Raw genomic sequence first — 12,732 nt, forward strand, 5'->3', positions numbered from 1 at the left:
TGATGATGTTGGTGACTCAGAAAAGACGAAAGGTAGTTGTTGTAGGCGGTGGTATTACTGGTCTTACAGCTGCGTTCTATATGCAAAAAGAAGCAAGTGCAAAAGAATTGCCATTAGATATCGTACTTGTCGAGTCGTCACTACGTCTTGGCGGAAAAATTCAAACACTTAGAAAAAATGGTTTTATTATAGAGCGCGGACCAGAATCTTTCTTTGATCGGGAGAACAATGTAAATACGTTGGCAAAAGATTTAGGAATTGAACAAGAAATAATTACGAGTAACACAGGTCCGACTTATATTGCAGTTGGTAGTCATCTTTATCCGATCCCTAGTAATCTTTTGTCTGGAGCAACACCGCATGCCTCGTCATTTATTACATCTGGTTTATTTTCACTTAGCGGAAAAATACGTGCAGCAGGGGATTTTTTTATTCCCCGCTCTGCACAGAATGAAGACCAACCATTAGGGCAGTTCTTCAGAAGAAGATTTGGTGCAGAAATTGTCGAAAATTTAGTAGAACCACTACTTGCAGGAACATTTGCAGGAGATATTGAGCAGCTAAGCATGTGTTCAACCTTCCCACAGCTTTATGATTTAGAACAAAAATATCGTAGCCTTTTACTTGGAATGAAAAAGTCTGGTACGAATTTTTTAAGTAATAATCTTATCGCTAAGGATAAGGGGATTTTTCAAACTTTTAATAATGGTTTGGAGACACTTATCGAGGAACTTGAAAATTCATTACTTCCTGGCTCAATAATGAAGGGTGTCAAGGTCGAAGAAATTGAACATGGTAAGGAAGGCTCAGTTCAAGTTGTGTTAAATAATTTTACTCAAATCAAAGCGGATGCTGTTATTATTGCCACGCCATTTAATGTCGTAGAGAAAATGTTTAGTAAACAACAGCTTTTAGCTGAATTGAGTACGATGAAGGCAGCTACTATTGCTACTGTGACAATGGCTTTTACAAAAGATCAATTAGGTGATCTGGATGCACTATCGTTTTTTGTCTCCCGAAATAGCGATTTTTCAATAACTTCATGTACTTGGATGAATCGCAAGTGGCCAGGTACCTCACCTGACGATTATGTGCTATTACGCAGTTACATTGGTCGAGTGGGCGACGAAGCGATTGTAGCGTTATCAGATACTGAAATTGAGAAAACTGTGTTACAGGATTTAAATAAAACTATAGGTATAGATGGGGATCCAATAACGACAGTGGTTACACGTTGGAAAAATGCAATGCCGCAGTACACTGTTGGACATGAGGCGAAAGTCCGGAGCATTAAACAAAAATTACAAGAATATTTCCCAACTGTAAAATTGGCAGGTAGCTCCTTTGAGGGAATATCCATACCAGAATGTGTGCAACAAGGTAAACATGTTGCAGAAGAAGTATTAAAGGATATATTTGAATAATAGCAGTGCAATAGTACGAACATTAACATTAATGTTTGTACTATTTTTTTGTATTTATGTAAATTGAATAAGCAAAAAGAAATAGCAAACTAAATATCATAGTTTGTTATTTTTATTACCAATTATTTCTAAATTTTCTTAATAACCTGATCTAAGAGATTCGATGACATGACCAAACGATACCACCAGAGTTAGCGCCACCTAGTGTAAGAGAGAGAGTTAATCCATTAGATTCATAGAACAAGTCAATAGTATCTCCAGCGTTTAAATTTACTTCTCCAGCCAAAGTTATAGTCCCATTTCCAAGAATCGATATTTCATTGAGATGCTAGAAGAAATAGATAATTACCTCTTATTCGTGATAAAGAAAGTTTAATAAATAGAAGGTTGTTTTGTACCAGATTATAGCTTTCAAAATATATAGCTTAATTTATATATTAGAAGTCCTTATGTTCTTTAGTTAAAATACTTTTTATTGTGTAAAACTTTTTTATCGTTTGGAATAAAGGATCTGGCTAATTCATTATGGGAATTGGCTAGTTCGTATTGTTGTAAGCTGTCAAAATTTTTTACAACCATACATAAGCTAATTGACACCATAGCTGAAACGCCTCCTTACCAGAATCTATGTAGTAGATGTTTATTAAAGGGATAGGGTTGGATAAATGTTTGTTAAAAGTAGTGTTATTTATAATGAATCTGATAATGGCGTTGGTTTGTCATAGAATTACCAATCAAGTTTCACTCGGATTTCACAAATGTGAAGTATAGTTAAGAGGCAGAGGTGATGATGTTGAAAAGGTTTGCATTCTTCATTCTTTCTTTAATTCTAGTAGTGTGGTTGGCTGGCTGTACAGATTTATCCTTTAAGCCTATCAAGAGCAAACAGAACTTTATTGCGTCTTTAAATATACAAGAACCATCATTAGATTTTATAGATGAACAGGGGAAGGTAATAGCCACATGGTCGTTTGATAAAGCTTATACTGGTGCAGTATTACTTGGAGACGATCGTATCTTATTGTTCGGTCATCAGTTAGATAAAATTGATGTTTATACATTATCAACTGGGGAAAAGCTCTATTCAAAAAAAGTGAAGATTGGTACTACAAATGTTTATTATTCCGAAAATGATAAACAATTCTTTATTACGAATAGCACCACGAATACAGTGACAAGCTTTGATGAGAAGGGAAATAAGCTGGCATCGCAGCAATTAGGTAATTACCCTATGTCCATGGCAGCTTTTAAGGAAAAGCTATATATCATAAATTTTAAAGATACAAAATTATCAATTTTAAATGTAAAAAATCTGAAGGTTGAACAGGAGTGGGTAATTCCAAAATCAGCACATGGCTTAGCGATAATAGAGGAGACAAATGAGCTGTGGGTTGGAGGGCATGGTGATGGAAGTAAGCCTAATAGCTCGGTAAAACGTTATGATTTAACTACAGGTGAATTATATGGAGAAATAGAGATGCCGTTAATGCCTGTTGGATTAACAAAAACGAAAGACTCAGTCCTTGTAGTTAGTCATGGACATAATGAATTATATGTAGCTGACTTTAATGGTAAGGTGAAATGGCAGCTAGAGGTAGGGGCGAATCCATTTGTTGTTAATCAATTTCAGAACCATATTGTGGTTGCTGGATATGATGATCACACATTGTATTTTATTAAGGATGGTCATATAGAAAAAACAGTAGATGTTGGAAAAGGTGCATTTCAACTGTTAGTGAGGGAGGAAAAATTGTGACAACTGTATTAATTGTTGATGATGAGCGAGATATGCGCAATCTAATAGAGATGATGCTTAATAATTCTAATTTTGAGACCTTTACTGCAGCAAGTGGTATGGAGGCATATGATATTATTGTTCGAGAACAAATCGATTTGGTTCTACTAGATGTTATGATGCCACATGAGGATGGCTTTGTAGTATGTCAGAGTATCCGAGCAATGTCAAATGTACCGATTATATTTTTAACTGCCCGTGACGCGAATGAAGATAAGGTAAAGGGGCTTACACTTGGCGGGGATGATTATATTGTCAAGCCTTTTACAGTAGAGGAGCTATTAGCTCGTATTCGTGCAGTTTTGAGAAGAACTGGTTTAAGTATATTGGAAACACAGCAAAAATATATCGTTACTGGACCGATAAAACTAGATGAAATATCTCGAAAAGTATCAGTGAATGATAAAAGCATCCCACTCACATTAAAGGAATTTGAACTATTGCATCTATTTATGAAAAATCCTGGAAATGCGTATACGAGGGAACAATTATTGGAACGCATATGGGATATTGATTATATTGGTGGTACAAGAACGGTGGATACTCATATTAAAACGTTACGATTGAAGCTTGGAAAGGAAGCAGCGGCATATGTACAAACCGTCTGGGGAGTAGGCTACCGTTTTGATGCAAACGAATGAAAAAGATATCTACTCGTATTTGGATATTAATTTTTATTTTTTTAATTATAACAGTTGTATTTATGTATGTTTTGACTGATTTCTTATATGAACGACTTTATGTGGAAGACACAGAGGATATGATGATTGAGGTTGGTACAAAATTACAAACCATGTATGCAGGTGGAAAAGTAACGGACGAATTTATTGCGGATATTGAACATTATAGTAATTATTCTAATTTAAATATTTTTGCAGTTAGAAATCCTCGTGAGCTTAGCGCTTGTGTACCATTCGATATTGATTATGAAACATTAATTGGTCCAGAGGATCGCCAGCAATTATTAGCAGGTCGTTATGTACAAAAAATAGGTTATGAACCTCGATTTGACAGACAGCTTATTTCTGTAGTACTTCCGTTAGTGGATCAAAATAGACTTGAAGGCATCATTTATATTTACTTCCCGTTGGCAAAAATTAGTGAGTTGGCAAATGAACAGGTTATTTTTCTAGTTGGCAGCGCCCTATTATTTTTAATCGTAATCAGCTTTTTAATTTATAAAGGGATTCGCCATATAATGCGACCATTAAGTGAATTACAAAGGGCTGTAGAAGAAATGTCAGATGGAAATTATGGAACTCGTGTGCCGGTTAATTCGAAAGATGAGATTGGGCGATTATCTAGTACCTTTAATGAAATGGCAGAGTCAATACAGCAAGAGGATGAGGCTCAAAAAACGTTTTTAGCTACCGTTTCTCATGAATTACGGACGCCTATTAGTTATGTGAAGGGCTATGGTGAAGCATTGCATAATGGCTTTATACAGGAAGAACAAAAAGAAGAAACCATTCAGCTTATTGTTCGCGAGGCAAATCGTATGGAACGTTTGACAAATGAACTACTTCAACTAGCTCGGATGGAGAATGAGCAAACAGAAATCACGCTATATCCAATTCCACTTGCCGAAACATTGCGTGAAGTTCAAAAAATATTAATTCATCAAGCAGAAAAAAAGAGGATAGTACTGAATTTGGGTGCTGATGATGCTTTAATTATCAAAGCAGATGAAATCAAGCTGAAACAGATTTTTATTAATATAATAGAAAATGCTATTAATTACTCGTATGAGCAGTCAAAGATAGAAATAGTAGCTGTAGAGAATCATAACTATGCTCAGATTACGATAAAGGATTATGGAATTGGTATTCCACAGGAGGACTTACCACATGTGACAGAGCGTTTTTATCGTGTCAATAAGGCACGTGGTCGAGCAGATGGTGGTAGTGGATTGGGCTTATCGATTGTGGAGCAACTTTTAAAACAGCTATACGGTAAAATTGAAATTGAAAGTAAAGTAGAAAAGGGCACAACGGTGAAAATTACGTTGCCATTAATGGAGGAAGAATAAATGAGAAAATGGTTGTTAGCATTAATAGCAGTACCAGCATTATTAGTAGGGTGTGGGGAAAAAGAAGAACCCACAACATTAAAGGAGCCTGAGGTACCTCAAATACCAGATGTTGAAATCCTAACAGCAAAAGAAGTAGCAATCAATGAAACGATTGAACTTGCTGCACATGTTGAGCAGGGTGGAAAAAATGTGGATAATGCTGTTGTAGAATTTGAGGTTTGGGAATCTGGCAAACGTGACGAAGGACAAATGATTGAAGGGAATTTAGAGAAGGACGGCGTTTATAAAGCAGAAACGACATTTGACCATGATGGTGTTTATTATATGTATGCTCATACAACAGCTAATGGCGTTCATAATATGCCTAAGCAACAAATTACAGCTGGAAACCCTGATATGTCACAGGTCGTACCAGAGGATAACAAAGCGAATAACAGTATGGATAATAATATGATGAATCACGATAATAATACAGAGCAAAGCGATCAAGAAAAAAATGAAAAAAATCATCATTAAACACTTGCATTATTGTTAAAATAGGAATATGATAATGACCAGATGACCGAAATGGTTTTCTGGTCATTTTGTTTCTGTGTACTAAGAATGTACATAACCTAACAAGAAAGGATGTTATTAATGGATCGTAGGCAGGAAATTCTTGAAGCAGCTGCAAAATCTTTTACATTGTTTGGTTACAAGGCGACAACGATGGAGCAAGTAGCGAAAATTGCTAATGTCGGTAAGGGTACGATTTATACATTCTTTGCAAATAAAGAAATTTTATTTCAAGAGATAGCTATGTCACTTGTACGAGAGATGAAGGCAGAAGCAGATGCAGTGTTGGATGCATCTGCGAGTTTTATGGACAATGCGCATAATGCTTTAATGAAAATGCTTCAGTTCCGTGAAAAACATCTTTTATTTGCGAAGTTATTAGAGGAGGAAAAGGAATTACGAACGCCAGCTGTCAAACAAGTTCTCATCCGTATCGAGACTGAGATTTTATCGTATGTTGCTGAGTTAATTCAAAGGCGTATTGATAAAGGGGAGATTCGAGACTGTGATGCAGAATTAGTAAGCTATCTGTTGCTAAAGGCATATCTAGCATTTGTCGTTGATTGGCATGAACTGCATGGCGACATGATTCCAGAGGAAAAGATTTTAAATCTTTTTAAAGAAACAATCTTCCGTGGACTACTTTTAACTTGATTCGGCATTATTAACTGGATCAAGTGCAAGTCTTGGGTGTTTATTCCCAGGAAGGTTTCAATTTTTTTGAATTAAAATGACCGATTGACGTTTTCAGTCAATCAGTATAGGAGTGAAGGAATTTTATGATTAAAGCTGAATGGCTGAAAATCTTGAAAACAAGAAAAATGCTTGTGTCAATCATTGCTGTATTATTTATCCCAGTCATGTATGCAGGCATGTTTTTATGGGCTTTCTGGGATCCATATGCAGGCCTGCCTAACCTGCCAGTAGCAATTGTCAATGAAGATAAGGGTGCTGAAATGGATGAGGTAAAATTAGATTTAGGTGACACCCTGGTTGAAAAGCTCGTTGATAGTGAGCAATTTAACTTTATTGAAGTATCCAAAGAGCAGGCTGAAAAAGGTTTAAATGGTCGTGACTATTACATGATTTTAGAAATTCCAACAAATTTCTCTGAGCATGCTACAACACTATTAGATGACAAACCTTCTAAATTAGTGATGAACTATATTCCGAATGAGGGATTAAACTTCCTTGGTGCACAAATTGGTGAAACGGCAATGGATCGTGTACGTGCGGAAGTAAATGCACAGGTTTCTGCGACTTATGCGGAAAAACTATTTGATTCCATTGCAACACTTGGAGATGGCTTTACAGAGGCTGCTGATGGCTCTAATAAGCTAGATGAAGGTGCTCAAAAAGTAGCTAATGGTGCGAAAGATTTAAAAGGTTATCTTGAACAACTGGCATCAAGCACAATTGAATTATCAAATGGTACAGATAAAATTACAAAAGGTGCTGGAGATGCTGCTAAAGGTGCAAATGATTTATCTACTGGTTTAGTAAAGCTTCAGGATGGCACAGTACAATTACAAAAAGGTGCGCAACAAGCAGCGAATGGTGCTACAAGTCTTGAGCAAGGTTTAACGCAATATACACAAGGTGTTGCAAAAGTGGAAGCAGGTTTAAACACTTTAAATGATAAACAACAGCAGATTAGTACAGGTGCAGCTTCTATTGCTGATAATGCAGGTACACTAAATGGTGCAGCAACCCAACTAACAGCTGGTTCAGCAAAAGTAGAAGCAGGAATTACTGCCTTATCTAATCAACTACAAGGTATGATGGCTTCAATGCCTGAAGAGCAAGCTGCAGTATTAAAGCAAACATTAGCAGAGCTTCAAGCTGGAAGTGCAAGCGTGCATAATGGTTTAAATTCGTTATCAACAGGTACAGAAAAATTACAAGCTGGTGCAAATCAAGTTAGCTCAGGAGCAACTCAAATTGCGGCAGGTCAGTCAGAAGTGCTAGCAGGTGCTAACGCACTAACTGCAAAAAGCAATGCTTTAATGGAGGGTGCAAAAGGTCTCCAAGCAGGTAATACGACATTAGCAGCAAAATTAGGTGAACTAAATGCTGGTGTAAATACAGCAGTAACAGGTTCTAAAACATTAGCATCTGGTTTAAATGAGTTAGCGAATGGTACAACAACTTTAAATCAAGGTACATCTACACTTGCCTCAAAATCTGGGGAGCTAGCACAAGGCTCTGCAACACTTGCAGATGGTTCTACTGAGCTTGCAGATGGTACAGCAACTTTATCTGGCAAATTAGGTGAAGCAAGTGAGAAAGCAAATGAAGTACATGCAAATAAAGACACATATGATATGGTAGGTAGTCCAGTTCAAGTCGATAAGGAATCCGTTAACCATGTACCTAACTACGGTACAGGCTTCGCTCCATACTTTATTTCTCTTGGTTTATTCGTCGGAGCATTATTAATCTCCATCGTGTTCCCACTTGTAGAGCCAGCTATTCGTCCAAAAAATGGAGCAACTTGGTTTACAAGTAAGGTGTCAGTATTAGCAATCGTCGGCTTAGTTCAAACTATATTAACAGTGGTTATTGTTAAATGGGGACTTGGTCTTGAAGTAAATAATTTAGGATACTTTGTATTAACAGCATTATTAACAAGCTACGTTTTCTTAGCTTTAATTCAAATGTTAGTGTCCATCTTCGGTGACCCAGGACGCTTTATAGCAATTGTTGTACTGATTTTACAATTAACAACAAGTGCGGGAACATTCCCACTAGAGTTAATCCCATCACCATTACAAGTATTTAACAAACTATTACCAATGACATATACTGTTCAAGCCTTTAAAACAAGCATTTCTACAGACGATATGTCATTCTTAATGCAAAACTACGGCGTTCTATTAGGCTTCCTAGTTGCATTCTTAGCGATTACGTTCGGATACTTTATGTTACTACACACAAAACGCTATTCTAAAGTAGCCGAAGAAAATTAAAATTCAACTTACTTTGCACCCACCAATTGAATGGTGGGTGTTTTTTATATTGCTATTGAAAAGATAATTTCTTGGGGAAAGTAGAGATTCGCTCAGGTGAGTGGAAAAATCGCTCGGGTGGAGTAGAGATTCGCTCAGGTCAGAGGAAAAACTGCTCGGGTGGAGTAGAGATTCGCTCAGGTGAGTGGAAAAATCGCTCGAATAGAGAAAATATTCGCTCAGGTGAGTGAAAAAATCGCTCAAGTAGAGGAAAGATTCGCTCATGTGAAAGGATAAGCATACAAAAAACAACAGCTGATATGAGCGTATCAGCTGTTGTTTCGTAAGTGTAAGAGATTTAATTAAGGGTTCATCAAAAATGATGAGGGGTGTCATTAATGGTACGTGTGGGGCACGTAAATGACAATATTACAGAATAGGCAAATGCTTATAGGTGGTTACATTTTTCACAAGTGTTGCTGTAGCATTCACTTTGCTCTTCAATTTTTTCACCGCATTCTGTGCATTGCTTTGCAGGTAAGTTCTTGAAAAATTCAACTACGTTTTCTAACATTGTGGACTCCTCCTTTAAGTTCATCTGTACTATTACTGTTTTGATATTTCTTAGTGTATTATAACAGATGCTTTTCGTCAACACAAAATGCCTAATTTGCGTTAAAATAAATATGGATATTTTGTGAAGGAGGAAAAGCAAACGATGATTTTTGTTGATAATAAAGGAATTCATGACCCACGCATTAACCTTGCCATCGAGGAGCACTTATTAAAAACGATGGATGTTGAAAAGGAACCTGTACTTCTTTTTTACATAAACCAGCCTTCCATCATCATTGGAAAAAATCAAAATACTATTGAAGAGATTAATACAGATTATGTGGAGGACAATGACATTATTGTTGTGCGACGGCTATCTGGCGGTGGTGCAGTGTATCATGATTTAGGAAATCTTAATTTTAGCTTTATTACCAAAGATGATGGCGAAAGCTTTATGAATTATAAAAAATTCACACAGCCTGTTGTTGAAGCACTAGCTAAAATGGGTGTTAATGCAGAGCTTTCAGGGCGTAATGACATTTTGGCAGAGGGACGTAAGGTTTCTGGAAACGCACAATTCTCTACTAAGGGGCGAATGTTTAGTCATGGTACGCTGATGTTTGATACAGAAATTGACGCTGTTGTGTCTGCTCTAAAAGTGAAGAAGGATAAAATAGAATCCAAGGGAATTAAATCAATTCGCTCACGAGTGGCTAATATCTCAGAATTTTTGAAGGACAAGATGACTGTTGAAGAGTTCCGATTAGAAATTTTGAAATCCATTTTTGATGGTGAAGAAAATATTCGTTACTATGATCTAACAGAGGAAGATTGGGCAAATATCCATAGACTATCTGCTGAACGTTATCAAACTTGGGAGTGGAACTATGGTAAATCCCCACGCTTTAATATTCAAAAAACACATCGCTTCCCAACAGGAGGCATTGATATTCGCTTAGAAGTAAATCATGGCATTATTGAAGAAGCTCATATTTTTGGTGATTTTTTCGGTGTAGGAGACATGGCGGATGTTGCGCAACGATTAGTTAGGACAAACTATAATCGTTCAGCGATTGCTGAAGCGTTAGCGGATATTGATATTCCAACATACTTTGGCGGAATTACAACTGAAGAGTTTTTACAATTAATTTATTGAGTAAAGTTTATTGAAAAAGACGAATGCCTAAGACGTCACACTTCGAGCAAATGATCTTTTATGATAAAGGTTCGCTGACAATTATGTCGTCGAACCTTTTTTTGGTACAATATAGAGTAGAAAGGAGTGTTGGTATGCAGAAGCATCGGATATTTATTGTCGAAGATGATGTGAAGATTGCATCATTGCTTGCGGAAACACTTAGAAAATATCAATACGAAGTTGAAACAATTAAAGAATTTGATCATCTCATTGAAGAGTTTACAGCATTTAACCCACATATGGTATTGCTTGATATAAATTTACCTGCGTACGATGGCTACTATTGGTGTCGTCAATTACGTCAGCATACAACTTGTCCGATAATATTTATTTCTGCCCGTTCAGGGGAAATGGACCAAATATTCGCATTGGAAAATGGTGGAGATGATTTTATCACAAAGCCGTTTAACTATGAGATTGTGCTGGCAAAAATTCGTAGTCATTTGCGCCGTACATATGGTGAATATGCAGCAAGACAAGAGGAACGGACGATTAAGCAGGGACAGCTAATTCTTCATTTAGAGAGAATGGAGCTTCATAAAAATGATTTAGAGATACCCCTTCAGAAAAAGGAATGTATTATTTTAGAGCTGCTAATGGGCAATGCCCCGAAAGTAGTTACCCGTGAGCAATTGCTAGAAGAGCTCTGGGATGATCAGGCTTTTGTGGATGAAAATACTTTGAACGTTAATATGACAAGAGTACGTAAAAAACTTGCGGATTATCATATTTCATCAACGATTGAGACAGTACGTGGTGCAGGATATCGCTTTATGTTAAGCGCAGGTGAGCTATAGTGGGATGGAAATTATTTTTGCGTGATTACGCATCGTTCATTGTGTTCCAGCTGCTATTAGTTGGATTCATTATGGTCTTATATGGGCTCGACGGTTTTCGAAACGTTGATACTGCGATATATTCCTTCTGTATTAGTTTAGTATTGCTAGCCTCTTTTTTACTTGTCCGCTATTTAATGCGTCAGCGTTATTTATTGAAAATCTCTCAGCTTCCAAAAACGATGGAGGATGTACTCCAAAAAAACGCCAAAACACCGGAAGCAATACAGACTGAAAAATATATGCATGAGCTATATCGGCTTTACCAGCATGAGCTCCATTCATTGTATGCAAGTCAAAAACGACACGATCAATTTATGAATCAATGGGTGCATCAAATGAAAACACCCATATCTGTAATTGAGCTTTTATTGCAGGATGATCGCCCGCTTGATAAAAGAAATGTGCAGGAGGAAATTGATCGTTTACGAAGAGGCTTAGACATGGTGCTTGTGAATGCTCGATTGGAGAACTTCGAGGAGGACATGCAAGTAGAGCAAGTGGCATTAAAAACAATTGTTACTGCAACTGTAAATGAAAATAAACGTTTATTTATTACGAAAAGAGTTTTTCCCGAAATTCATATCGAGGATGACATAATTGTAGCGAGTGACTCTAAATGGCTTCGATTTATTATTGGGCAATTTGTAACCAATGCTGTTAAATATACTTTTGAAGCCAATAAAAAAATAGTTATTTCTGGTGTGAAAAGGGATGACTATGTTCAGTTAGCTATTTGCGATGAAGGTATTGGTATTCCTGCATCAGATCTTTCGCGTGTCACAAAAGCCTTTTTCACAGGAGAAAATGGTCGTAAAACAGGAGAGTCTACAGGAATGGGCTTATATTTAGCTAAAGAGATTTGTGAAAAGCTTGGGCACGAATTAAATATTACATCAGAGGTGGGAAAAGGAACAATCGTTACAGTGACATTTACGAATTAGGGGGAGCAAGGATGAAAGAAGTACGTATTAATGAATGGATTTTGAATATCGAGAGCGAAAAAATGGAAGCATTTATCGAATCAAATCATGATGCTTGTGAATGTCTATCCTGCAAAAATTTTCGTAAGGCAAGTCTTTTGCTTGATGCAGAAGTCATGCATTTTTCGAATTGTCTTGGGCTAGACTTACATAAACCAACTTTACTAAATGCTTTTCCTGTGGATGGTGAACAGGTGATGTATAGTGGACATTATACGGTTTGTGGAGAAGTCATTGAAGGGGAAATGGACGCTTGGGATATTGTTGTTGGCAATCATTGCTTCAGTCTCGTTGAGGACGAGGACCAGACGTCAGTCTCAGAGCCTCATTTTCAAATTGGTTTTGAGGTAGTCTTGCAATGGCTATTACCGGAATCTCTGGAACTACTTAAGAAATAAGGTGATGA

At 36.9% G+C, this 12,732-nt stretch carries 15 protein-coding genes; 12 read left to right on the forward strand and 3 right to left on the reverse strand.

What is annotated here, in order from left to right; translation table 11 throughout:
• The first annotated feature begins 2 nt into the window (after window positions 1-2).
• Window positions 3-1,424 (forward strand): protoporphyrinogen oxidase, encoded by a 1,422-nt coding sequence (gene hemY, locus ACQKIM_RS06895; protein WP_427541288.1) that lies wholly within the window; start codon window positions 3-5, stop codon window positions 1,422-1,424.
• A 151-nt stretch (window positions 1,425-1,575) separates the two neighbouring features.
• On the opposite strand, the gene ACQKIM_RS06900 is transcribed toward hemY, so the two are convergent.
• Complete coding sequence (locus ACQKIM_RS06900) at window positions 1,576-1,710, reverse strand: hypothetical protein (protein ID WP_427541041.1); 135 nt, start codon at window positions 1,708-1,710, stop codon at window positions 1,576-1,578.
• Window positions 1,711-1,880: 170 nt separating this feature from the next.
• The gene (locus tag ACQKIM_RS06905) at window positions 1,881-2,024 is read right to left on the reverse strand and encodes a hypothetical protein (RefSeq protein ID WP_427541044.1); all 144 of its coding nucleotides are present in this window, start codon (window positions 2,022-2,024) and stop codon (window positions 1,881-1,883) included.
• Between the two features lie 187 nt (window positions 2,025-2,211).
• Between ACQKIM_RS06905 and ACQKIM_RS06910 the strand changes: the two genes are divergently transcribed.
• The 7 genes from ACQKIM_RS06910 to ACQKIM_RS06940 all read left to right on the forward strand — a co-directional run bounded on the left by ACQKIM_RS06910 (window position 2,212) and on the right by ACQKIM_RS06940 (window position 9,005).
• Window positions 2,212-3,180, forward strand: a complete 969-nt coding sequence (locus ACQKIM_RS06910; RefSeq protein ID WP_427541047.1) for a YncE family protein — start codon at window positions 2,212-2,214, stop codon at window positions 3,178-3,180.
• Window positions 3,177-3,860, forward strand: a complete 684-nt coding sequence (locus ACQKIM_RS06915; protein WP_427541050.1) for a response regulator transcription factor — start codon at window positions 3,177-3,179, stop codon at window positions 3,858-3,860. Before ACQKIM_RS06910 ends, ACQKIM_RS06915 begins: the two co-directional genes overlap by 4 nt.
• Window positions 3,857-5,248 carry a sensor histidine kinase gene (locus ACQKIM_RS06920; protein ID WP_427541053.1) on the forward strand — a complete coding sequence of 464 codons (1,392 nt, stop codon included), beginning with the start codon at window positions 3,857-3,859 and terminating at the stop codon, window positions 5,246-5,248. The genes ACQKIM_RS06915 and ACQKIM_RS06920 overlap by 4 nt, the downstream gene beginning before the upstream one ends.
• The gene (locus tag ACQKIM_RS06925) at window positions 5,249-5,767 is read left to right on the forward strand and encodes a FixH family protein (RefSeq protein ID WP_427541056.1); all 519 of its coding nucleotides are present in this window, start codon (window positions 5,249-5,251) and stop codon (window positions 5,765-5,767) included.
• A gap of 120 nt (window positions 5,768-5,887) precedes the next feature.
• Window positions 5,888-6,460 (forward strand): TetR/AcrR family transcriptional regulator, encoded by a 573-nt coding sequence (locus ACQKIM_RS06930; RefSeq protein ID WP_427541059.1) that lies wholly within the window; start codon window positions 5,888-5,890, stop codon window positions 6,458-6,460.
• Window positions 6,461-6,585: 125 nt separating this feature from the next.
• The gene (locus ACQKIM_RS06935) at window positions 6,586-8,775 is read left to right on the forward strand and encodes a YhgE/Pip family protein (RefSeq protein WP_427541062.1); all 2,190 of its coding nucleotides are present in this window, start codon (window positions 6,586-6,588) and stop codon (window positions 8,773-8,775) included.
• A gap of 71 nt (window positions 8,776-8,846) precedes the next feature.
• On the forward strand, window positions 8,847-9,005 hold the full coding sequence (locus ACQKIM_RS06940; protein ID WP_427541065.1) for a hypothetical protein: 159 nt from the start codon (window positions 8,847-8,849) through the stop codon (window positions 9,003-9,005).
• A gap of 197 nt (window positions 9,006-9,202) precedes the next feature.
• Here ACQKIM_RS06940 and yhfH read toward each other — a convergent pair whose 3' ends face one another.
• Window positions 9,203-9,328 (reverse strand): protein YhfH, encoded by a 126-nt coding sequence (yhfH, locus tag ACQKIM_RS06945; RefSeq protein ID WP_012292204.1) that lies wholly within the window; start codon window positions 9,326-9,328, stop codon window positions 9,203-9,205.
• A gap of 144 nt (window positions 9,329-9,472) precedes the next feature.
• On the opposite strand from yhfH, the gene ACQKIM_RS06950 reads away from it, so the two are divergent.
• The 4 genes from ACQKIM_RS06950 to ACQKIM_RS06965 all read left to right on the forward strand — a co-directional run bounded on the left by ACQKIM_RS06950 (window position 9,473) and on the right by ACQKIM_RS06965 (window position 12,724).
• Window positions 9,473-10,465, forward strand: a complete 993-nt coding sequence (locus ACQKIM_RS06950; RefSeq protein ID WP_427541068.1) for a lipoate--protein ligase — start codon at window positions 9,473-9,475, stop codon at window positions 10,463-10,465.
• A 134-nt stretch (window positions 10,466-10,599) separates the two neighbouring features.
• A complete protein-coding gene (locus ACQKIM_RS06955) occupies window positions 10,600-11,304 on the forward strand; it encodes a response regulator transcription factor (RefSeq protein WP_427541071.1) in 705 nt (234 codons plus the stop codon).
• The gene (locus ACQKIM_RS06960) at window positions 11,304-12,287 is read left to right on the forward strand and encodes a sensor histidine kinase (protein ID WP_427541074.1); all 984 of its coding nucleotides are present in this window, start codon (window positions 11,304-11,306) and stop codon (window positions 12,285-12,287) included. The genes ACQKIM_RS06955 and ACQKIM_RS06960 overlap by 1 nt, the downstream gene beginning before the upstream one ends.
• 11 nt (window positions 12,288-12,298) lie before the next feature.
• Complete coding sequence (locus ACQKIM_RS06965) at window positions 12,299-12,724, forward strand: hypothetical protein (protein ID WP_427541077.1); 426 nt, start codon at window positions 12,299-12,301, stop codon at window positions 12,722-12,724.
• Window positions 12,725-12,732: the final 8 nt, after the last annotated feature.

It is taken from the genome of Lysinibacillus sp. NPDC047702 (assembly GCF_050272555.1).
Taxonomy (GTDB): domain Bacteria; phylum Bacillota; class Bacilli; order Bacillales_A; family Planococcaceae; genus Lysinibacillus.

Bases quoted from the DNA above. Each gene is read 5' to 3' on its own strand.
- ACQKIM_RS06965 (WP_427541077.1), top strand. From the start codon at position 12,299: ATGAAAGAAGTACGTATTAATGAATGGATTTTGAATATCGAGAGCGAA.
- ACQKIM_RS06920 (WP_427541053.1), top strand. From the start codon at position 3,857: ATGAAAAAGATATCTACTCGTATTTGGATATTAATTTTTATTTTTTTA.
- ACQKIM_RS06935 (WP_427541062.1), top strand. From the start codon at position 6,586: ATGATTAAAGCTGAATGGCTGAAAATCTTGAAAACAAGAAAAATGCTT.
- ACQKIM_RS06925 (WP_427541056.1), top strand. From the start codon at position 5,249: ATGAGAAAATGGTTGTTAGCATTAATAGCAGTACCAGCATTATTAGTA.
- ACQKIM_RS06955 (WP_427541071.1), top strand. From the start codon at position 10,600: ATGCAGAAGCATCGGATATTTATTGTCGAAGATGATGTGAAGATTGCA.
- ACQKIM_RS06930 (WP_427541059.1), top strand. From the start codon at position 5,888: ATGGATCGTAGGCAGGAAATTCTTGAAGCAGCTGCAAAATCTTTTACA.
- yhfH (WP_012292204.1), bottom strand. From the start codon at position 9,328: ATGTTAGAAAACGTAGTTGAATTTTTCAAGAACTTACCTGCAAAGCAA.
- hemY (WP_427541288.1), top strand. From the start codon at position 3: ATGATGTTGGTGACTCAGAAAAGACGAAAGGTAGTTGTTGTAGGCGGT.
- ACQKIM_RS06910 (WP_427541047.1), top strand. From the start codon at position 2,212: ATGATGTTGAAAAGGTTTGCATTCTTCATTCTTTCTTTAATTCTAGTA.
- ACQKIM_RS06950 (WP_427541068.1), top strand. From the start codon at position 9,473: ATGATTTTTGTTGATAATAAAGGAATTCATGACCCACGCATTAACCTT.
- ACQKIM_RS06905 (WP_427541044.1), bottom strand. From the start codon at position 2,024: ATGGTGTCAATTAGCTTATGTATGGTTGTAAAAAATTTTGACAGCTTA.